Genomic DNA, 20,519 nt, shown 5'->3' on the forward strand with positions numbered 1-20,519 from the left:
GGACACTATTGACTTCCTTCACTTTTTTGAAAAATATTTAGGACACTATTGGCTTTTACCTCCTAAAAGCTATGCTTTTACACGCTCAAAGCTATGCTTTTACAAACGAATGCCACATTTATATTTCGCAAGCGTCAGAAAGGCGGCCTTTTATTTTGAAAAACGGAGCGGATTTCTTAACTTTGTCATAACCACGGAGCTGTTCGCCGCTTGACGAACTCTGCCTCCCGAAACGATAATGACATGAAAGCAAGCCACCTACCATCCTTGATTATTTTTCTTGCGGCATTACTGTTGTCGTGTTCGGGCGACAACAGAACGTTTGAAATCGGTGTCTCTCAATGTTCCGAAGATATCTGGCGCGACAAGTTTAACCAGGAACTGCGTACCGGATCCTATGGCTACGACGGCGTGACCTTGCACTTTGCCTCGGCCGACGACTCCGATACCCGGCAGATAGAACAGATCAACCGGTTTGTCAACCGTGGCGTCGACCTCATCATCGTGGCTCCCAACCAAACCAACACCATCACGCCTGCCATTGAAAACGCTTATCGCCATCATATTCCCGTCATCGTCTACGATCGCAAGTCGGGCAGCAATCACTACTCGGCCTACATCGGTGCCGACAATCGGGAGATAGGTCGACAGATGGGCAACTATATTGCCACGCGACTACAGGGCCGTGGCCGGGTGGTCGAGGTGATGGGACTACGTGGCTCGTCGCCTGCCATCGAGCGTCACGAGGGTTTTGCGGAGGCACTTAGGGCCTATCCGGGGATAGAACTGGCGGGCACGTTACAGGGCGATTGGACAGGGGCGTCGGCCGAACGGGCTATGCGCCGGTTTCTGAAGCGAGAGAAAGGTAAGATTGATTTTGTTTTCGGACAGAACGACCGTATGGTCATGGGTGCCCGCGACGCCGTCATGGCCCATGACCTGCAGTCGACGACACGCTTCTGCGGCGTAGACGCCCTGCCCACACACGGGGGTGGATTGGAACAGGTGCGCGACGGATTGCTCGAAGCGTCGTATATCTACCCCACCCACGGCGACAAGGTGATAGAACTGGCCATGAAGATACTGACCCATCAGCCCTATGAGCGTGAAAAGAAACTGAAGTCGGCCCTCGTGACCCGTGAGAATGCCAATGTACTGCTGCTCCAGGCTGAGGAAGTGGTGCGCCAAAGCGACGACCTCAACCGCCTGCACGACAAGATCAACGACTATCTGAGTCGCTACAACACGCAACGATGGATACTGATGATGGCCGTTGTCATCCTCATTTTGCTTGTAGCAGCCATCTTCATGACTTACCGCTATTACTACGAGCGCATACGCATCAACGAGGAACGCGAACGTATGCAGGACCAACAGCTCAACTTCTTCACCAACGTGAGCCACGAAATACGCACGCCCCTGACGCTTATCACCGACCCCATCAACCATATCGTGAACCGAGGACACCTGAAAGACCACGACTTCGACACGCTGCGGTCGACGGCCCGCAATGCCAATGAGCTGATGACACTGGTGAGCGACATCCTCGACTTCAAGAAAATAGAATTCGACACGGCGGGTAACCGTATCGACAGACAAGAAAATATTTCGGACGAAAACGTGCCCGAAATAACCGAAACGGCCATCAGGGAGGCAGATCCGTCCCCTGATGACAACAGCGAGACACTGCTCATCGTCGACGACAACGCCGACATCCGTCACTATCTGCGCGTGGTGCTCCATAACAGATTCCATATCATCGAGGCCGCCAACGGGCAGGAGGGATTGCGCTTAGCCCGTGAACATATACCGGTCCTCATCATTTCTGATATCATGATGCCCGTGATGAATGGACTGGAACTCTGCCAACAGGTAAAGGGTGACACTGCCACGAGCCACATTCCCGTCATCCTGCTGACAGCCAAGAGCGAAGACTCGCAAGTGGCCGAGGGCTATAAGAGTGGGGCCGACTCTTATATCACCAAGCCGTTCAGCTCGGCCGTGCTCATGGCCCGCATTGACAACATCATGCAAAGCCGTGAACAACTGCGTCGACACTACGCCAATCTATCAACAAGCGTCGTGGCTGACGGTGTAGAAACGTCAACGGCAGTCAGGATAGACGATCAGTCGCAGCCGTCAGTGCGTGACCAAGAATTCATAGGCCGTCTGCACGACATCATCCAGCGTCATATGATAGAAAGTGAGTTCAGTGTTGAGGTGATGGGAAGCGAAATCGGACTGAGCCGGGTGCAGCTCTATCGCAAGGTGAAGGCACTGACGGGCCTGTCGCCGGTGGAACTATTGCGCAAGTCGCGCCTCAACAAAGCCGACCAACTGTTGCGTTCCACGGGCATGAATATATCGGAAATAGCTTATACGGTGGGCTTCACGTCGCCCAGCTATTTCTCGAAATGCTTTAAAGATGAGTTTGGTATTCAGCCCGTAGAGCTGATGAGAGGTTGAAAAAGAAGTTGTTGGGGTGTGGGGTTGTGAGGATGAATAGTTACTTCTTTTATAAAACGTCAACGGTAAAGCTAAATATTCATCCTCACAACCCCACACCCCAACAACTAAATATCATTGTCCTCCGAGGCGTTCAAAGAAGATAATAATCTCTTCCCAAGTCTTGAATTCGTCGCCGCCATAGGCTATGCCGGTACCCATGAAGTCGGCTGCGGGGGCGGGATCGATGAAATAGTCGCCGTAGAGAAGAGCCTTTTGGTTGGTGAAGAGCACATGGTCGTAGGCCGGTGCCGACAGGTATTCCTCGCACCAGTCCTGTACCTGCCCGAGCGACGCGTGGTCGTTGGTAGGAGCGGGAGCCACGATGTAGACCCGGTAGTGCTCCAACAATAGCTCGTAAGCCTTGTGCATGCTGCTTGTGGGATGGCCGTAGGCGTCGTGCAAGCAGGCGAAATCGATGTAGACGATAGGCCGCTCGGTCTTGTTCTGCCGGTCGTCGATCCAGCGAATCACGGGCACCAGATAGTGCACGGCCACCTTGTCGATAAGCCGGTGCTCGCCGTGGAAGCGGATGGCGTTGGGATAATGCGTGTGGAAAAGGGCGAAGGTATGGACCACAGGGTCGTTGTCGCCGAAAAGACCGTAGACGCGTTGCCGTTCGGCGGGTGTCACCCGGGTGAAGCATTGGCGCGTGATGTCCCGATATTCCTTGATAAGTCCCTTGTTGACCATGAACTCCTGAACGCCGTCCTTGCGTGGATTTTGAAACTCCTGGCGGCCTGTCATGCCGCTCATCGTGTCGCCCATCTCGAAAGCCGGGTTCACCAGAATGCGGTCGTAGCCCGTCAGCATTTCGGCCATCATGCCGCCCATCGACGTGCCAATGATGAGGTCGGGACGCTCGCGGTCGGCCATGGCGCGCAGAAAAGCCATGGCTTCCTCGGGATGAAGGGGTATGTCGTCGGCCACGACGGTGGTCCGGGGCATGAGTTCCCGCAACATTTTGACGGTGCCGCTGGCCGCCGACGACAGAAAACCGTGGACATACATGATCTTCTTGCCCGACATGAGGTCGGGATATTGCCTGATATATGGATTCATAGGCGCAAAGTTACGTATTATCAGCGTATTATTTGCTGTCGCCGGATAAAATCCGTACTTTTGCTTGCGACTACGTGGCAGGCGATCAGAATTGCCGTGACACGTGGACAACCTCAAGTAAAACAATCTCAAAACTTATATCTTTATGAAAAAAATCCTACTTTCGGCCGTGTTGCTCTGTCTGTCGGCGGCCGGCTTCGGGCAAACGGGCGCGCAACCTATCGACTACGTGAGTACGCTCGTGGGCACCCAGTCGAAGCACGCGTTGTCTACCGGTAACACCTATCCCGCCATCGCCATGCCCTGGGGCATGAACTTCTGGGTTCCGCAGACCGGAAAGAACGGCGACGGATGGACTTATACTTATGACGCCGACAAACTGCGGGGCTTCAAGCAGACCCATCAGCCCAGTCCGTGGATTAACGATTACGGCACGTTTTCGCTCATGCCCATCACCGGAAAGGCCGTCTTTGACGAGGAAAAGCGGGCCAGTTGGTTCTCGCATAAGGCCGAAAAGGCGACACCTTATTATTATAGAGTGTATCTGGCCGACTATGATATCGTGACCGAAGTGGCACCGACGGAGCGCGCGGCCATCTTTCGTTTCACCTTTCCGCAGACGGATGCCGCCAAGGTGGTGGTCGACGCCTATATGAAAGGGTCGTATGTGAAGATTATTCCTTCGGAAAACAAGATTGTAGGTTACAACACTTACAACAACGGCGGTGTGCCCGAAGGTTTCAAAAACTACTTTGTTATCGTCTTTGACAAGCCTTTCGACTTTACCGCCACAGCCAATCCAAAGGGCGTACAGAAAGGAACGACCGAGCTGCGGGACGAGCATGCCGGGGCGATTATCGGCTTTAAGACCCGCCGGGGCGAAACCGTGCACGCTCGGGTGGCCTCGTCGTTCATCAGTTACGCGCAGGCCGAACAGAACCTAAAGGAACTGGGCAACAGCGATTTCGATGAAATCGTGGCGCAAGGGCGCCATCGTTGGAACGAGGTGTTGAGCCGTATCGAGGTGAAAGACGACAATATCGACCATCTGCGCACGTTCTACAGCTGCTTCTATCGGTCGGTGCTCTTCCCACGAAGCTTCTATGAAATCGACAAAGATGGCAATCCTGTTCATTATAGTCCCTATAATGGCAAGGTGTTGCCGGGCTATATGTTTACTGATACAGGCTTCTGGGACACCTTCCGCTGCCTGTTCCCCTTCCTCAATCTGGTTTATCCGTCGATGAACGCCAAGATGCAGCAAGGTTTGGCCAACGCTTACAGGGAGAGCGGATTCCTTCCTGAGTGGGCCAGTCCGGGCCATCGCGGTTGCATGGTGGGCAATAATTCCGCCTCGATCGTGGCCGACGCCTATCTGAAAGGGATTCGCACGCCCGACACCGAAACCTTGTGGGAGGCCGTGAAGCATGGTGCCAATGCCGTACATCCTACCGTTAGCAGCACGGGACGTAAGGGATACGAATACTATAATAAGTTGGGCTACGTGCCCTACGACGTGAATATCAATGAAAATGTGGCCCGAACGCTCGAGTATGCTTACGATGATTGGTGCATTTATCAATTCGGTAAGGCGCTCGGAAAGTCGAGAAAGGAACTGGAGCCTTTTGCTAAGCGGGCACAGAACTATCGTAACGTGTTTGACAAAACAGTCAATCTGATGCGTGGACGCAACAAGGACGGCAGCTTCCAAAGCCCCTTCAGTCCCTTTAAATGGGGTGATGCCTTCACCGAGGGCAATGCTTGGCACTGGACGTGGTGCGTGTTTCATGATCCGCAGGGGTTGATTAATCTGATGGGGGGCGACGCTACTTTCAATCAAATGATGGACTCCGTGTTTGTCGTTCCGCCTGTTTTCGACGATAGTTACTATGGGGGCGTGATTCATGAGATACGCGAAATGCAGATTATGAACATGGGAAACTATGCCCATGGCAACCAACCCATCCAGCACATGATTTACCTTTACAACTACAGCGGGCAGCCTTGGAAAGCCCAGTACTGGCTGCGCGAGGTGATGGATCGCCTCTATACGCCCCATCCCGATGGTTATTGCGGCGACGAGGACAACGGGCAGACGTCGGCGTGGTACGTGTTCTCGGCCATGGGATTCTATCCTGTATGCCCCGGTAGCGACCAGTATGTGGTGGGAACGCCCTATTTCAAGCATGTGGCGCTGCATTTGGAGAATGGAAAAACGGTGACCATCGATGCTGATAACAACTCGCCGGGCAACCGTTATATCAACCGCCTGACGGTCAACGGCGTGGAATACGACAAGACTTATCTGACGCATACTGACCTGTTGCGGGGCGCGGCCCTCCGCTTCGACCAGTCGGCAGTGCCCAATAAGCAACGCGCCACGGCTCAAGACGCCCGTCCTTATAGCATGAGTAAGTAACGTCTTACGTGTCATCATACAAAAGGCGCCCACTGATAGGTCAGGGGGCGCCTTTTTATATGATTGTGATCAAAAGTCGGAGGTGGATTTATCGCTTCAGGAAACGACGGGCGTAGACATGTCCGCCATCGGCTGCCTGCATGAGATAAACGCCTTGTGGAAGGCCGCTGAGCGAAAGAACGGCACTGTGCTTGCTCGTGGCTGCGGCCTGCTTGAGCAGTCGTCCTGTCTGGTCGAAGATCTTTATCCATTGCAAAGCCTTGCCCTGTACGGTCAATGTATTGCCATCGATGGTCAGACGGAAGTCGGTTGTCGGTGTATTCTCTATGCGGGTGGCCTGTGACGAGATGTCGAAGAGCGTTTCGTCATTGCCGTGCACCTTGGCAACCGTATGTCGTTCGGCCTCGGAATCGTCAATGCCGTTGCCGTTGTCGTAAATCAACTCCAGTCGGGTACGATAGCGTCCTTCCGTGAAATCGGCGGGAATCTTGATGGTAAGGGGCAACAGCGTGACGTCGAATCCCGTGAAGTCCGTTTTATTCTCTTGACGGATTTCCAGCGCGACTTTATCGTTCGCGTCCAACAGCTGTAGTTTGGCGTAGCAAGTGCGCTCTAACCCACCTTTGTTTCTGACGGCGAAATATATCTTTTCTTCGTCTCCGGGCTTGAAATTCGTCTTTGAAGGCTGCTCGGAAAGTTGGAAGCCGGCATCGAAGAAGCCTTCTTCCGACACGCGCACCATCTTGTTTTTGATTTCTATTTCCATGCGTGGCGCCAGTTTCATGCGTGTCCATTCGCCCCATTTACCGTCATTTTTCTTCGGAACACAAATGGGAAGAAGCTGGTAATAGCCGTCGGAAAGCTTCGATACGTCTACCTTTATCTTCTGCGGAACGGTGATGAGATAGGAGTTTTTCATTACGCCGTTGTCGTAGTTGGCGTACATCCGTTGCGTGAAACCTCCCGTAGCATGGTCGTCGGATGGGCAGGCTTTCAGCAGTTTGCCTTCCATATCGAAGATGCCTACACCAATATCGCCATTGAAATCCTTGCCTTTGTTGATAAATTCGCACATCTCCGCGGGAAGTGTTGTTGTCGTAGCGAAGGTTTTGGCGTGGCCTTCGGGTAATCGCAGACTGCCGCCCAAGTTAAACTTGAGTTTAGGACTGTCGGGCAATAAGGATGGGTCTATGGGTTTTACGTTGTCCTTGTTAGGATGTGCCAGAATGGCGAGCAGTCCTATTTTGAAAGAGAGCGGCTTTCCGCCAAACTCGCTTCCGCTCTGTGCGACGTCTGTCGCGGTGAGCGAGAAGTAACCATCGCTTTGTCCTCCCCAGCCGAAATTCATGTGGAAAAGACCATTTTCGTTCAGTCCGTCGGTCACCCATGCGTGTCCGCTACCGCCCAATTTGTAAAATCCGGAAAGGTAGACAGGAAAACCATTGAGCAGTTCCTGCCGTACGATTTCAGTGAAACCGGCCGTTCCTTCGTCGGATCTTCTCACAAGAGCAGTTGTATAATCGAAGTGGTTTTGCAAAGCACGTTCGGCCGCTTCGTCGTAGGCGCCACTCGAAGAGGGAGTATATTGCATGTTGGAGGCTATGCCGGCGTCGTTCATCAGCAAGGCGACGGCGTCGGCTTCCACGTCGTTATAGGGGTTGTTATAGTCATACAGTTTTTTCATGTTGGCCCAATCGTAGCGCGACTTGCTGAAATCGGCATGTATCGTTCGGTTGTCGTAGGCCACGGTATAGCTGTTTTCGCCCCTCCCTTGTGCGGGCCATTTGTGGAAATACATGATTTGTGCCATCGCTGTAGCTACGCAACCGGAGTAGCGATAGCCCGTTTTTTTGTTGTAGGGATAGTCCTGGTTCCACTTGCAAGACAGCAACGGTGCCACCGCCTTGTACGATGGAACGGCTCGTGTAGCCGGTTTTGCTGCTTCGGGATGCTGCCGCAACCGCTCGAAATTCTCCCGATAAGCCTGCAGTAGCAGCTTCACGCCGGGGTTGGCGTTCAGCGTATCCAATTTGCCAGTATCGCTGCAGGCAAGGATTTCGCCCATAGCGTCGTCGCCGGCGACGAGGACAAAGCCCTTGTCCCGTGCGTCGTTGAACACGTAGAATGGCTCCACGGCCGGAAGTCCGGCGCTTCGTGTCTGCGCGATACGGACAGAACGGCTGTCGGGCGTGACGTATTTTCGAGCGATATCAAGCGCTTTTCGTAGGGTCACCGGCTCGGCCGAAAGCCGCGTGAAAGCCACGAGCATAAGGGCCACAAGCGTGAACGCACGGTAGAAAGTGAAATGAAAATAGAGAGAATTACTGTCAGTTTTGTACCTGTTTCGTTGTTTGTTTTGAGTCATTGTATCATGAAGTTATTTTACTGTTAGTTACTCCTCTGAATGATGTTATTATCTTTCGGATTCGTTAAGTTTTTAAATATTACATATTTTTTTGTTATTACGCGGCAAAGGTATCGTCTTTTGAATGACAGGGGAGTAAAACTACACATTTATTAACCGATTCCTCTCTCGTTTTACCGTTTTTAACAACTTGCATTTATCTGACCATTGCATTGCCCGGCTGTTGCCATTATATATAATGTAGGCTGTCGCCACGCCTCGACCATCGTTTCTAAAGCATGGAAGCCGGATTATAGCCACTCGCTACCATTGGAAGATTAATTCAAGCAGGGACGTTGAGATTCGCTGACGACCGTTTTCACCATAGTAAAAAAGTAATACTCACAACACAAAATCATAACGAAAAAAAAGAGCCGAAAAAGGGTGTTCGCGCAAACATGGTACTTAGGCGTTGTAAAAGCAGCCCTTTTAGCGGCCAAAAGCATAGCTTTTAAAAAGGGGTTACAAAGGAATTTGTAACACATTGATTATCAGCGCGTATCTTTATCATGACCAAAGGAGATAAAGACGGACGATCATAAAAAAAGGAAGCAGCAATCCCACTCGTGAATTGCTGCTTTCCGTAAATATCTAAATAACGATTTTAGGCTTCCAAGCGGCGTGAACCGTCGCCGATAACGACGTCGTAAACGAGAGGTTCCTTGCCGAAGCGCTCGTTGTACTTGGCCTTGGCCGTTGCGATGAACCGATCGTAGAGGTCGGCTTTCACCAAGTTGATGGTGCAACCGCCGAAGCCACCGCCCATCACACGTGAACCGGTAACGCCACATTCGCGGGCGATGTCGTTGAGATAGTCGAGCTCTTCGCACGATACCAAGTAGTCCTTGCTCAGTCCTTCGTGTGTGAGGTACATCATCTGACCAACGGTTTCGTAGTCGCCACGAATCAACGCGTCGGAAACAGCCAGCACACGATCCTTCTCACCCAGCACATACTTGGCGCAACGGTAGTCTTCTTCGGGCACTTCGGCTTTCACTTCTTCGAGCCATTCCCATGAAGCGTCGCGCAAGGTCTCTACACCTTCGTGGCGTTTGGCGATGTGGGCCACGACATTCTCGCAACTGCGGCGGCGGTCGTTATAAGCTGATGAAGCCAGTTCGTGCTTCACGCAGGAGTTGAGCAGCACCAAACGGTAGCCTTCGGGATTGAAGGGGAAGTACTCGAACTCGCCCGAACGGCAGTCGAGGCGCATGAGATGGCCTGCCTTACCGAATACAGAAGCGAACTGATCCATGATACCGCAGTTCACGCCTACGTACTTATGCTCGGTGGCTTGACCTACGCGGGCCAGCTCGAACTTCTCAATCTTGTTTTCGCCGAACAGTTCGTTGATGGCGAAAGCGAAGCAACTCTCCAGCGCGGCCGATGAAGACATGCCGGCACCGAGGGGCACATCGCCCGCAAAAGCTGTGTCGAAGCCCTGAACGGCTACGCCACGGGCCATCATTTCACGGCAAACACCATAGATATAGCGTGCCCAGCTGGCTTTCAGTCCTTGCTCGTCGTTGAGGTCGAACGTAGCTTCGTCGTTGAGATCGATGGAGAAAGCGTGTACGCTTTGTGTGCCATTGGGGCGGATAGCGGCAATCATGCCTTTGTCAACTGCGCCCGGGAATACGAAGCCACCGTTGTAATCGGTGTGCTCGCCGATGAGATTGACACGGCCCGGAGAGGCATAGAAGCATTCGGCGGGCTGACTGAAATGTTTGTTGAAAGCGTCTGCAACCATTTGGGTTGTGAGCGTTGATGTTTGTTTTGTCATAATCTTTTAGGTATTTAGTTATGTAAATAAAATCGGAATCTTTTGGATTTACTTGGCCGAAAGGCGTTTCTCAAAGGCCAGCCGCATGCCTTTTTCGCCGTAATCGATTTCACCACACGCTACGTAACCCATGCTTCGCAGTATTGATAGCATTTGTGGATTGTCGAAATTGGTGTCTATTTTCAGACTGCCGACGCCCTGTCGGACCGCGTATTGTTCGGCTTCTTGAATGAAAAGGCGCCCATAGCCCCGACCTCGGACTTCAGTATCGACGGCCAACCGATGGATCACGAAGTAGTCGCCGTGGGTCAGCCATCGGGCCGAAGGTTGCGTGTAGGCGGGTTCGTCATTCATGACGACGGCGCCGAAAGCCACCAATCGCTCCTCGTCCGTGAGCACGAAAGCGTGCCCAAGGGCGATGTCCTGCCGGATAACAGACTCCGATGGGTAGTCGGGTGTCCATTGGCAGCGCCCGTCACGAATCATCTTCCAGCGGGCATTGTCTATCAGTTGCCAGCTGGAAGCAAAGTCATCGGAGTGGGCTTTTCGGAATAAAGTCATGAGAATATCAGTCGAATAACAACATATCGGCCATTTCTTCGGGCGTATTGAAAGGCATGCCGTCGATCAATTCGTCGTCGGTGAAACCCTGCAGCAGGCTTTTGGCTTCGGTTTCTTCCATGATTTTCTGCCCGTCGGCGTCCTCTTTGGCTATCATAGCGGCCAAAACGGCGGCACGATAGTTGTCGATTTCTTGTTGTGAAAACATAATAGGATTGTTTATGAGTTGCAAATATCCGCATTTTAAATGATACTTGCAAATTAAAAAAGGCAATTTAATGTTAACATTAGAAGTCGGGCGAGCACTCGATTTCTATCTTCCGGCCTGTCGTGGGATGGTCGAAAACAAGCCGGGCGGCATGTAAGTACATGCGTGGAGCGGCTAAATTGCCATAGAGTGGGTCGCCCACGATGGGGGCGTGAAGGCCTTCAGCATGGGCGCAGTGCATCCGTAGCTGATGGGTGCGGCCGGTCTGTGGACGCAGGGCTAAGCGAAGAATCGTGTGGCCGTCGGCATCGGTCTGGCGACCGATGACCTCATAGTCGGTGACGGCCGGCTTACCATGCCGATGATCGACCCGTTGTCGGGGGCGATCGAGGAAGTCCAGACTGAGCGGCAGGCTGATCGTACCTTGTTGGCGGCCGTCGAGCAGGGGCGAATCGGCATGCGGACAGACCAGCGCGATGTAGGTTTTATGAATCCGGTGGCGCAGAAACAGGTCTTGCAAGGCGTGGTACATGCTTTCCGTTTGGGCCGCGAGGAGCAGGCCACTGGTCGACATGTCGAGGCGATGGGCCAGCAGCGGGCCTTCGGCATGGGGCAGCATGCGCCGCAACAGCGTGAGGGCCGACACGCATTGACCCTTGCCCGGAACGGAAAGGAGGCCCGCCGGTTTGTTGACGGCGATAATAGAAGAATCGGAATAGACCGTTTCCAGCGTTTGTGGAGCCGCGGTGGCCGCGCTGTCGTTGGTGGAATCGGATGAAATAGGTAGATTGAGGTCGGCCGGTAGCAGGTCGCCGAGCATGAATCGCAGAATGGGCTTGCACTTGCCGTTGCAAGCCGGATAGAAATGAAGATGATGGCGGATGATGTCTTTCGGACTTTCGCCCCACCAGAACATGGCCATTTGCAGCGGACGAAGGCCGTGGGTGAAAGCATATTGCAGCAACTTGGGTTCGCAACACTCACCGCTGCCGGCCGGCGGTATGTCGGTCGGCGTGTCGGCGTGTGCCCAAATGGTCAGCAGGTCGGCCTCTTGTCCGTCCTTGTCGCGCATGTTGAATTGGGAAAAAAGCCAGCGTTGAAGATGGTCGGAGAGCTGACGACGTAACCGACGCAGCTGGTCGATGTCGTCTTGAAAGGCATTGTATTCTCTCTCTAAAGCCGTTTCTTTGCTCACCGACATCTTCAATCTATGCAGTTCGGCCTTCATGAATTGGCTTTCACGTGTCAGCCGTTGTGTTTCTTCGGGTGTCAGGTCGGCGTTTTTGCGACGTTCGTCGCGGCGGGCCTTGGCCGCTTTCATCTCCTGCCGATAGTTTTCGATGGTTTGTCGGCGTGTTTTTTCGAGTTGACGGATGATGTCCTGCGCCGCCTTCATCCGTTCGTTGCTTTCCAATCGCTCTATGGATTGGTTGATGCGGCTGATTTCTGCCTCGTGTTGTTTGAAGTAACCATCGGGTTGGAGATAGTCGAACACGGCCGGAACGAATCCTTCTTGGTCGCTGCGCCCGCCAATCTGTCCCGAATAAGCGGCCAGATAACCGATGGCTCCTGTGCTTTCATCGGCCACGACCAGCACACCGAACATTTTGCCCTGTGCCGTTTCCTGACGAAAAGCGTCGTCGATGGCGTATCCTTCCGTTGCTTCGCCGCGCAAAGCAGCCTGTAAATGGCTTGCTGCCGCCATGCTATAAGCCTCGGGCTCATAGCAAAACGGGTTGTTGAAGTGGGTGGGGAGGGTTGCGGAAAGATGCAGCGGATGGAATATCACAGTCTTAGGACTCTATGGCTTTGAGCTTTTTGGTGTTGCGCATTTTCTGTTTGAAGCGGTCGAAGCCTAACCCGTAGACGCCGATGACGGCACTCTGTGATACGAAAGCGTTGGGATCAATCTCTTCAATGAGGCGGAAAATGGTGGACGATTCGGTCTGTCGGGCCAGCACAAACAATATTTTTACATCCTTACTGCTGTAGAATCCATGCCCGTCGATGATGGTACAGCCTCGCTGCGCCCGTTCGTTGATGGCCTGTCCTATCTCTTTGCTCTTGTCGGAAATGATGAAGAACTGAACGGAACGGCGCATCATATTGACGGCTTGATCGATAAAAATGACGAAGATAAATACGAAAACGTAACCGTAGATAACCATTTCCCAGTCGCGAAGCACCAGGTAACTCGACGTGATAATAATCAAGTCGCAGATGAAAACAATGTGTCCTAATGAAATGTCGTGATACTTATTAACCATGGCCGCTATCGTATCGGAACCTCCGGTACTGGCATTGCACGCCAGTCCAAGGCCAGAACTACTGCCCATAAAGAATGCTCCAACGACGGTGGCCATGAAGGGTTGGTCTTTCAGAAAGTGGTTATCGCCCATGAGGTATTGAACGACGCTCAGCGTTCCCGTAAAAACGACAACGGCATAGATGGTCTTGGCGCAGAATTTCCAGCCAAGAATCCAGAACGCTATCAGCAAAAGCGCAACGTTAATAACCAAATAGCTGACCGTGACAGGAATATGTAAGCCCCAATAGAGGATGGAGGCAATGCCTCCAACTCCTCCCATTGTGATGTGGTTTGGCAATAAAAAGACACCCAAACCTACGCTTCCAATCATCATGGCCAGCGCAATGAGTACATAGTCGAGCCACTCTCGATGTTTATTCTTTCTTCCCATACATTCTTGTTTTGGGACCAAAGTTATAAAAAAATGTCAAGAATTCATACTTGCCGCATGCAGAATTTCGCCTAATGTGGGGTGGATATGAATCATGTCGCGCAACTGCGAGACGGTAACACCCATGCACATGAGGCTGCTGAGTTCTTGTATCATGTCGGCACTATGGGCTCCGTAGGCGTGGCAGCCTATCAATTGGCCTTCGGTGTTGGTGAGCAATTTGACCATACCTTCCGTTTCGTCCATGGACACGGCCTTTCCGTTGGCTCGGTAGTAGCCTTTCAGACAGTTGTAGCCTTGCACTTGTTCCTTGCAATGGTCTTCTGACGCGCCTACGCTGGCTGCTTCGGGATAGGTGAAGATGGCCGATGGCATGATGTCGAATTGGATATGGTCGGTCAGACCTAAGATCTGATTCACGGCTCGAATACCTTGCATCGAGGCGGCATGGGCCAACATCATCTGCCCATTGACATCGCCGATAGCGTAAATGCCTGTGGCCGACGTGCGGAACTGTGCGTCGACAGTGATACCTTTAGGCGTGAAGTCGACACCGGCAGCCTCCAAGTGAAGTTGTTCCAAACAAGGCTTGCGGCCAGTGGCCACCAAAATGGCTTCGGCATTGATGGTTTGGGCCTTGCCTTTGCGCTCGAACGTGACGCCTTCGGCCGTAATGGCGGTGACACCGGCCTGCATGTGGAAGGTAATTCCTCGCTTTTCCATCGACTTGCGGAGTCGTTTGGCAATGTCGCTGTCGAGCATGGGCAGACATTCTTTCAGATATTCGATGACCGTAACCTCACTTCCGAAAGTCTGGAATATGCTCGCAAACTCCATTCCGATGACACCTGCGCCGATAATCACAAGGCTTTCGGGCACGTGGTCAATGGCTAATAGTTCGGAAGATGTCATGATACGGTATTTGTCAAGCTGTCCGATGGGGGGCATTTTGGCTTCAGAACCGGTGGCGATGATGATGTTGGGGGCGGTGAAAGTTTCATCGCCGGTCGTCACGGTGTGTCCGTCCACAAACTGAGCCTCGCCTTTTACCAACCGAATGTTGGGTGCGGAGAGTAGCGTTTCTATGCCTCCACGCAACAGAGTCACAACTTCCGTCTGGCGTTGGCGCACGTGTTGGAAGTCGATGGTGGCCTGTGGGTCGGCCGAAAGGCGTGCGCGGAGCACGTCGGCTTCGTGACACCAGGTCTTCGTAGGGATGCAACCCACGTTGAGACAGGTGCCTCCCACGTTTCCTCGCTCAATGATGACCACGTTGAGGCCATGCTTCGCAGCGTATCCGGCAGCTTCATAGCCACCGGGTCCGCCACCTATGATAATAAGATCAGTTGTTGTCATGCAGCATTTGTTGATAAGTAACTACAGGATGTTTGGCTGCTTGCACGTCGTCGACGCGTCCGATAGGTGTCCGATGGGGCGCGGCTTTCAGCTCTTCGGGTTGTTCCTTCGCCTCTTGCGCTATCTTTCGCATCACTTCGATGAAGCTGTCAATCGTCTCCTTGCTCTCATTTTCGGTTGGTTCAATCATGAGTGACTCATGGAAAAGCAGCGGAAAATAAATCGTTGGTGCATGATAACCATAGTCGAGGAGGCGTTTGGCGACGTCCATCGTCGTAACACCGGTTGACTTATCGGCCAATCCGTCGAAGACAAATTCATGCTTACAGAGGCCTTCGATGGGCAGAAGATAAAGGTCTTTTAGTCGTTCTTTAATGTAGTTGGCATTCAATGTGGCCAACGGACCGACTTCTTTGATATGCTCCTTGCCTAAAGAAAGGATGTAGGCGTATGTGCGCAGCAGCACGGCGAAGTTGCCTTCGTACGGACTTACAGCGGGGAAGAAGGCTTCGAGTCCTGCTTTTACGCCGACGGGGCCTGCTCCCGGTCCGCCACCGCCATGAGGTGTGGAGAAGGTTTTGTGAACATTAACGTGCATCACGTCGAAACCCATGTCGCCGGGACGGCACGCGCCGAGCATCGGATTGAGGTTGGCGCCGTCGTAATACATCAGTCCGCCGCAGTCATGGACAAGTTTTGCGATTTCAGGGATGCTCTTTTCAAACAGTCCCAACGTATTAGGATTGGTCATCATCATGCCGGCGATTTCTTCTCTCTGCTCTTTGATGATGGCTTTCAAGTCTTCTACATCGATTGTTCCGTCAACTAAACTCTTCACTTCGAGTACTTCCAGACCGCATACGGCTGCAGAAGCAGGATTGGTACCGTGGGCTGAGTCGGGAATAAGCACTTTTGTGCGCTTGTCGTCATGGCGACTTTCGTGATAACCGCGCATCACCATCAGTCCCGTTAGTTCGCCGTGAGCACCCGCATAAGGCTTCAGTGTGAAGGCATCCATGCCTGTCAGCTTGCAAAGAAGTTGTTCTAAGTCGTGGCAAACCTCCTTGGCGCCGGCTACGGTTGTGGCTGGTTGCAGAGGATGTAAGTCACGGAAGGCAGGCTGTGCTGCCATTTCCTCATCAATACAGGGGTTGTATTTCATCGTACAACTGCCCAAAGGGTAGAAGCCGTTGTTCACGCCGAAGTTGTTGGCACTATGATTGGTGTAATGACGCACGACCGTTAGCTCGTCGCATTCGGGTAGTTCGGCATCCTTCTCGCGGCACAGTGTTTGGGGAATCTTATACTTCTCGCACTGGTGTTGTGGGAGTGAATAGCCGCGACGGCCCTCTTTGGAGAGCTCGAAAATCAAGTTTCCGTATAATTTATTGTTCATGATGCAGCTATTTTAATCAGTTTATCCATTTCTTCTTTCGTACGTTTCTCCGTGACGGCAATCATCAGTAGGTTATCACCTACTTTGATTCCTCCGAAGATTCCGGCCATTTCCAAGCGTTTGAGCAGCCCATCAACATCGCCGTCATACTTCACGCAGAATTCATTGAAGAACGGATGGGGGAATACTTCCGTGAAACGATTTGTTGCCAACAGCTGTTCGTGCAGGTAATGAGCATTGCAATACGACTGTCGAGCAGCCTCTTTCAATCCTTCTTTGCCCATCAGTGCCATGTAGATAGTTACAAACAAGGCCATGAGTGATTGGTTAGAACAGATGTTCGATGTGGCTTTCTGACGTCGGATGTGCTGTTCGCGGGCCTGTAAGGTCAGGACGAAGGCTCTCTGACCGCGGTTGTCCTGTGTCATACCTACGATACGACCGGGCATTTTGCGTATCAGTTTCTCCTTGCAGCACATGTAACCGATGTAGGGACCGCCAAACTGCATGGGTATTCCCAGGCTTTGGCCATCGCCAACAGCGATGTCCGCGTTCCATTCACCGGGCGTTTTCAGGATTGCCAAGTCTGCTGCAACGCAGTTCATGATGAGCAACGCCTTGTTGTCATGGCAACTATCGGCAAATCCTGTGTAGTCTTCGATAATGCCGAAGTAGTTGGGGTGTTGTACGATAACGCCCGCTACACCGCCCGCTTCCAGTTTCGTTTGCATGTCGTGCTTATCGGTGACTCCCTGTTTTTGGGCAATCAGTTCGATTTCCATTTGTTGGAAGTGCGCGTAGGTCTTCACCATCTCCGTAATTTTCGGGTCTACCGTGTCGGAAATAAGGATGCGGTTGGCTTTCTTTCCAGCTGCAACGGCCATCATGGCTGCCTCAGCAGTAGCCGTTGTTCCATCATATAGAGAGGCGTTTGATACGTCCATGCCGGTTAGTTCGGCCATCATACTCTGGTATTCGAAGATATAGTGCAGCGTTCCCTGTGAGATTTCTGCCTGATAAGGAGTATAGCTGGTGAGGTATTCAGACCGTGCTACGATGGAAGGAATCACGGAAGGCGTGTAATGATCGTAAACGCCGGCACCGGCAAAGCATGTCAGTGGTCGGTTCTTGCGACCCAGTTTGTCAAAAAGTTGCCTGATTTCAAGCTCACTTTTCTCTGAAGGAATATCGTATTCGCCTTGAAAACGAATTTCTGCCGGCACCTCAGCGTAGAGGTCTTTCAAAGACTTTACGCCGATGGTGTCGAGCATTTCTTGGATATCCTTCTCCGTATGGGGGAAGTATTTATAATCCATGGCTTACTTGTTGCAGAATTCTTCGTAGGCCTTGGCGTCCATCAGATTGTCCAGTTCGGCCATGTCTGATAGTTCAAGTTTCATAATCCAGTTTGCAAAAGCGTCTTGGTTGACGAGTTCCGGTGTGTCTTCCAGGGCTTCGTTCACCTCAACGACGGTGCCACTTACCGGACTAATCAAGTCGCTGGCGGCCTTAACGCTCTCCACAGCTCCAAACTCTCCGTCTGCTTCTATTTCGTCGTCAACTTCAGGAAGGTCTACGTAAACCACGTTACCCAGCTGTTGCTGCGCAAAGTCGGTAATGCCTACGTAACCATACTCGCCTTCTACTCTCACGTACTCGTGTGACTCTGAGTAATAGAGTCCTTCTATAAACTTAGCCATATTATTATTAATGTGAAGTGTGAAATATTTTTGAAAGAGAAAATTGAATTGTTTTTGTTATTTCTTATAATGTTTATCGTAGAATCTTTTCTTGACAACATGCCCGGGGAAAACCTTCTTTCTGATCTGGATGTCGAGCGGTGTGTCGAGTTTAGCGTACTCTGTGTCAACTAAAGCCATGCAAACGCTCTTGTCGGTTGATATGGTATGATAGCCCGTTGTGACTATACCCACTTCCCGTCCGTCTTTTAGAACAGTGTAACCATTCCGTGGGATGGCTTTGTCGTCAAGCTCTATGCCCACCACCTTTTGGGAAACGCCCTCTGTTTTCTGTTTGACGATGGCTTCCTTACCGATGAATTCGGGTTTGTCGAGTTTGCAGAACATGCTCAGTCCGGCCATAACGGGAGATATTTCAGGTGATAATTCGTGTCCATAGAGCGGTAGTCCCACCTCAAAGCGCAGCGTGTCGCGGCAACCTAAGCCGCAAGGCGTTACACCTGCGCCCATCAGCGCGTCCCAAGCCTGCTGTATATAAGCCTGTGTGCCATAGATTTCAAAGCCATCTTCGCCCGTATAACCTGTGCGGCTCACGATAATGTCGTCGAAAGTCTTGACGGTATAGAATGTCAAGTCGTCGCAGTTCAGGCGCAATACCTTCTCCATAATCTCGGCAGCATCCGGTCCTTGAACGGCTAACTGGCCGTAATCATCACTGCGGTTCTGCAAATCAATGTCGAAACCTTCTGAGTTTTGTTGCATCCAAGCCCAATCCTTGTCGATATTAGCGGCATTGATAACGATGAAATACTCCTGCTCGGCCATCTTATAGACCAGCAGGTCGTCTACCGTTCCGCCATTCTCGTAGAGCATCATGCCGTAGAAAACCTTGCCAATGGGGGCATCTGTCACGTCGTTGGTGAAGATATGATTCACCCATCGTTCGGCATCAGGCCCTTTTACCGTCACTTCGCCCATGTGGCTTACGTCGAAGACACCGCAGTGTTGGCGCACGGCTTGGTGTTCCTCCGTGATGTTGCTGTACTGAATGGGCATGTCAAAACCGCCGAAAGGCGATATCAGCGCTCCCTGTTTTACGTGTCTGTCGTAGAGACAGGTTCTTTTGTTTTCCATAAGTCAATTATTATAAGAAAGAGTTTTCGGTAAATCGAGCTGATAGGGTGAAGTCTTGCAGGCTTAGTCGAGCAGTAGTTGTATCAAATCTTCCTTTTTCAGATTCATGATAACAGTGTCTGTGTCGGCAGGTAGTGCAGCCTGCAGTCCTTCGGTCGTCAGTTCGGCACCCATTAAAGGTTGTAGAATTTGGTCGTCGAGGGCACCGGTCAAGAAATAATCGCCCACCAAGTTGATGGCCTTGATGCATCCGTTTTTCACTTCCATGCGTGCTTCCAGTTCGCCCACGCCGTCTATTCGTTTCTTTTTAATGAGTGTATAGCTTGGATTTTTGCCATAGATGAAGGCCGGAGTAAGGTATTCTTGCTCCAGTTCTTCAATGCCGTGGATGTCGTTTTCGGTCAGCATGATTTCGCCGTCGCACAGGTTTTCCCTGACGAAAGTCTTGAAATCTTCCAACGATATGTTGGCATAGTCTTTCAGAAGCGCGATGTGCTGGCGCACGCTTTCCACACCCTTACTTAGGAGTTTCTCGTTGCTGGGCGTAATCGCGCCCACCATGTTGCGCATATCGGTGTCGTAGAGCATGGTGCTATGGACGATACTGCGGCCGGGTAGTCGGTAGAAAGCCGATCCGCTGACCTTCCGATCGCCAATCATCACGTCGTTACGGCCACTGGCCCGTGCGTCAACACCCAGCTTCGTGAGCGTCAGCACCACCATATTTATATAGCGATTGAATGTGAAGTTGACATTATCTTCGTCGGTAATATACGAGAACATAATGTTTTTCATGTCAGCATAGACGCAGCCTCCTCCACTTTTGCGGCGGTAGGTGAGGATGTTGTTGGCTCGACAATAGTCTAAGTTCACCTCATTTTCAATCAGTTGATTACGTCCGAATATAACACTTGGTTCCACTTGCCACATAAAGAAACAATCGGGTTCTTCGATGTGACGGGCTACGTACTCTTCCATGGCCAAATAAAAAGACAGCCTTCGTACGCGTTTTTCAGGCAGGGATATATACTTCAATGGTTTAGTTTTTTTGTAAATAGATGTTGCAAACTTACATAAAATTCTCGTATTCCAAGCGCGTTAAGTAAAAAAAGTTGTACCAATAATCAAAAATGGCGGCGACCAAGCAAGCCGGTGTGACGGATTGATGCCTATCATGTTTGCAAGTGATGAAATCTCCGGCTTCATCATTTGTAAGCCCATCCTCATGATTGACAGCGTTTCCGTGATTTTGTCAGAAAAAACTACCTGATTTTAACACTTCCGCAACACGT

The 20,519-nt window shown here is 51.6% G+C and carries 16 protein-coding genes; 3 read left to right on the forward strand and 13 right to left on the reverse strand.

Annotation, left to right across the window (positions count from 1 at the left end; translation table 11 throughout):
- On the forward strand, window positions 1–214 hold a 214-nt coding region (locus JHU38_RS10955; protein ID WP_207859381.1), incomplete at its 5' end, for a hypothetical protein.
- 29 nt (window positions 215–243) lie between these two features.
- Window positions 244–2,466, forward strand: coding sequence for a substrate-binding domain-containing protein (locus JHU38_RS10960; RefSeq protein WP_107582392.1), 2,223 nt, complete (start codon window positions 244–246; stop codon window positions 2,464–2,466).
- A 114-nt stretch (window positions 2,467–2,580) separates the two neighbouring features.
- On the opposite strand, the gene JHU38_RS10965 is transcribed toward JHU38_RS10960, so the two are convergent.
- The gene (locus tag JHU38_RS10965) at window positions 2,581–3,567 is read right to left on the reverse strand and encodes a YqiA/YcfP family alpha/beta fold hydrolase (protein ID WP_107581980.1); all 987 of its coding nucleotides are present in this window, start codon (window positions 3,565–3,567) and stop codon (window positions 2,581–2,583) included.
- A gap of 145 nt (window positions 3,568–3,712) precedes the next feature.
- Here JHU38_RS10965 and JHU38_RS10970 point away from each other — a divergent pair, with 145 nt between their 5' ends.
- Complete coding sequence (locus tag JHU38_RS10970) at window positions 3,713–5,986, forward strand: GH92 family glycosyl hydrolase (RefSeq protein WP_107581979.1); 2,274 nt, start codon at window positions 3,713–3,715, stop codon at window positions 5,984–5,986.
- Window positions 5,987–6,074: 88 nt separating this feature from the next.
- Here JHU38_RS10970 and JHU38_RS10975 read toward each other — a convergent pair whose 3' ends face one another.
- From JHU38_RS10975 to JHU38_RS11030, 12 genes are all read right to left on the reverse strand, one after another.
- Complete coding sequence (locus tag JHU38_RS10975) at window positions 6,075–8,351, reverse strand: thiol protease/hemagglutinin PrtT (RefSeq protein WP_107581978.1); 2,277 nt, start codon at window positions 8,349–8,351, stop codon at window positions 6,075–6,077.
- Window positions 8,352–8,994: 643 nt separating this feature from the next.
- Window positions 8,995–10,140, reverse strand: coding sequence for a galactokinase (gene galK / locus JHU38_RS10980; RefSeq protein WP_107582391.1), 1,146 nt, complete (start codon window positions 10,138–10,140; stop codon window positions 8,995–8,997).
- Window positions 10,141–10,221: 81 nt separating this feature from the next.
- Window positions 10,222–10,734 (reverse strand): GNAT family N-acetyltransferase, encoded by a 513-nt coding sequence (locus JHU38_RS10985; protein WP_107581977.1) that lies wholly within the window; start codon window positions 10,732–10,734, stop codon window positions 10,222–10,224.
- A gap of 7 nt (window positions 10,735–10,741) precedes the next feature.
- Window positions 10,742–10,942 (reverse strand): hypothetical protein, encoded by a 201-nt coding sequence (locus tag JHU38_RS10990; RefSeq protein ID WP_107581976.1) that lies wholly within the window; start codon window positions 10,940–10,942, stop codon window positions 10,742–10,744.
- Between the two features lie 79 nt (window positions 10,943–11,021).
- Window positions 11,022–12,731 carry an RluA family pseudouridine synthase gene (locus JHU38_RS10995; RefSeq protein WP_233246609.1) on the reverse strand — a complete coding sequence of 570 codons (1,710 nt, stop codon included), beginning with the start codon at window positions 12,729–12,731 and terminating at the stop codon, window positions 11,022–11,024.
- A gap of 4 nt (window positions 12,732–12,735) precedes the next feature.
- Window positions 12,736–13,641, reverse strand: a complete 906-nt coding sequence (locus JHU38_RS11000) for a YitT family protein (protein ID WP_107581974.1) — start codon at window positions 13,639–13,641, stop codon at window positions 12,736–12,738.
- 36 nt (window positions 13,642–13,677) lie between these two features.
- Entirely contained in the window at window positions 13,678–14,997 is a 1,320-nt protein-coding gene (gene lpdA, locus JHU38_RS11005) for a dihydrolipoyl dehydrogenase (protein WP_107581973.1), read from the reverse strand.
- Window positions 14,984–16,393, reverse strand: a complete 1,410-nt coding sequence (gcvPB, locus tag JHU38_RS11010) for an aminomethyl-transferring glycine dehydrogenase subunit GcvPB (RefSeq protein ID WP_107581972.1) — start codon at window positions 16,391–16,393, stop codon at window positions 14,984–14,986. The genes lpdA and gcvPB overlap by 14 nt, the downstream gene beginning before the upstream one ends.
- Window positions 16,390–17,709 carry an aminomethyl-transferring glycine dehydrogenase subunit GcvPA gene (gcvPA, locus tag JHU38_RS11015; RefSeq protein WP_107581971.1) on the reverse strand — a complete coding sequence of 440 codons (1,320 nt, stop codon included), beginning with the start codon at window positions 17,707–17,709 and terminating at the stop codon, window positions 16,390–16,392. The genes gcvPB and gcvPA overlap by 4 nt, the downstream gene beginning before the upstream one ends.
- A 3-nt stretch (window positions 17,710–17,712) precedes the next feature.
- A complete protein-coding gene (gene gcvH, locus JHU38_RS11020; protein ID WP_107581970.1) occupies window positions 17,713–18,093 on the reverse strand; it encodes a glycine cleavage system protein GcvH in 381 nt (126 codons plus the stop codon).
- Between the two features lie 57 nt (window positions 18,094–18,150).
- Window positions 18,151–19,227 carry a glycine cleavage system aminomethyltransferase GcvT gene (gene gcvT / locus JHU38_RS11025; RefSeq protein WP_107581969.1) on the reverse strand — a complete coding sequence of 359 codons (1,077 nt, stop codon included), beginning with the start codon at window positions 19,225–19,227 and terminating at the stop codon, window positions 18,151–18,153.
- A gap of 63 nt (window positions 19,228–19,290) precedes the next feature.
- Entirely contained in the window at window positions 19,291–20,262 is a 972-nt protein-coding gene (locus JHU38_RS11030; protein ID WP_107581968.1) for a lipoate--protein ligase, read from the reverse strand.
- Window positions 20,263–20,519: the final 257 nt, after the last annotated feature.

The organism is Prevotella illustrans, assembly GCF_017426725.1.
Taxonomy (GTDB): Bacteria; Bacteroidota; Bacteroidia; order Bacteroidales; family Bacteroidaceae; genus Prevotella; species Prevotella illustrans.

What these genes read in the sequence shown, in the direction of transcription:
- JHU38_RS10960 (WP_107582392.1), top strand. Translation starts at nt 244, where the DNA reads ATGAAAGCAAGCCACCTACCATCCTTGATTATTTTTCTTGCGGCATTA.
- JHU38_RS11000 (WP_107581974.1), bottom strand. Translation starts at nt 13,641, where the DNA reads ATGGGAAGAAAGAATAAACATCGAGAGTGGCTCGACTATGTACTCATT.
- gcvPA (WP_107581971.1), bottom strand. Translation starts at nt 17,709, where the DNA reads ATGGATTATAAATACTTCCCCCATACGGAGAAGGATATCCAAGAAATG.
- gcvT (WP_107581969.1), bottom strand. Translation starts at nt 19,227, where the DNA reads ATGGAAAACAAAAGAACCTGTCTCTACGACAGACACGTAAAACAGGGA.
- lpdA (WP_107581973.1), bottom strand. Translation starts at nt 14,997, where the DNA reads ATGACAACAACTGATCTTATTATCATAGGTGGCGGACCCGGTGGCTAT.
- JHU38_RS10965 (WP_107581980.1), bottom strand. Translation starts at nt 3,567, where the DNA reads ATGAATCCATATATCAGGCAATATCCCGACCTCATGTCGGGCAAGAAG.
- gcvPB (WP_107581972.1), bottom strand. Translation starts at nt 16,393, where the DNA reads ATGAACAATAAATTATACGGAAACTTGATTTTCGAGCTCTCCAAAGAG.
- gcvH (WP_107581970.1), bottom strand. Translation starts at nt 18,093, where the DNA reads ATGGCTAAGTTTATAGAAGGACTCTATTACTCAGAGTCACACGAGTAC.
- JHU38_RS10990 (WP_107581976.1), bottom strand. Translation starts at nt 10,942, where the DNA reads ATGTTTTCACAACAAGAAATCGACAACTATCGTGCCGCCGTTTTGGCC.
- JHU38_RS10985 (WP_107581977.1), bottom strand. Translation starts at nt 10,734, where the DNA reads ATGACTTTATTCCGAAAAGCCCACTCCGATGACTTTGCTTCCAGCTGG.
- JHU38_RS10970 (WP_107581979.1), top strand. Translation starts at nt 3,713, where the DNA reads ATGAAAAAAATCCTACTTTCGGCCGTGTTGCTCTGTCTGTCGGCGGCC.
- JHU38_RS10975 (WP_107581978.1), bottom strand. Translation starts at nt 8,351, where the DNA reads ATGACTCAAAACAAACAACGAAACAGGTACAAAACTGACAGTAATTCT.
- galK (WP_107582391.1), bottom strand. Translation starts at nt 10,140, where the DNA reads ATGGTTGCAGACGCTTTCAACAAACATTTCAGTCAGCCCGCCGAATGC.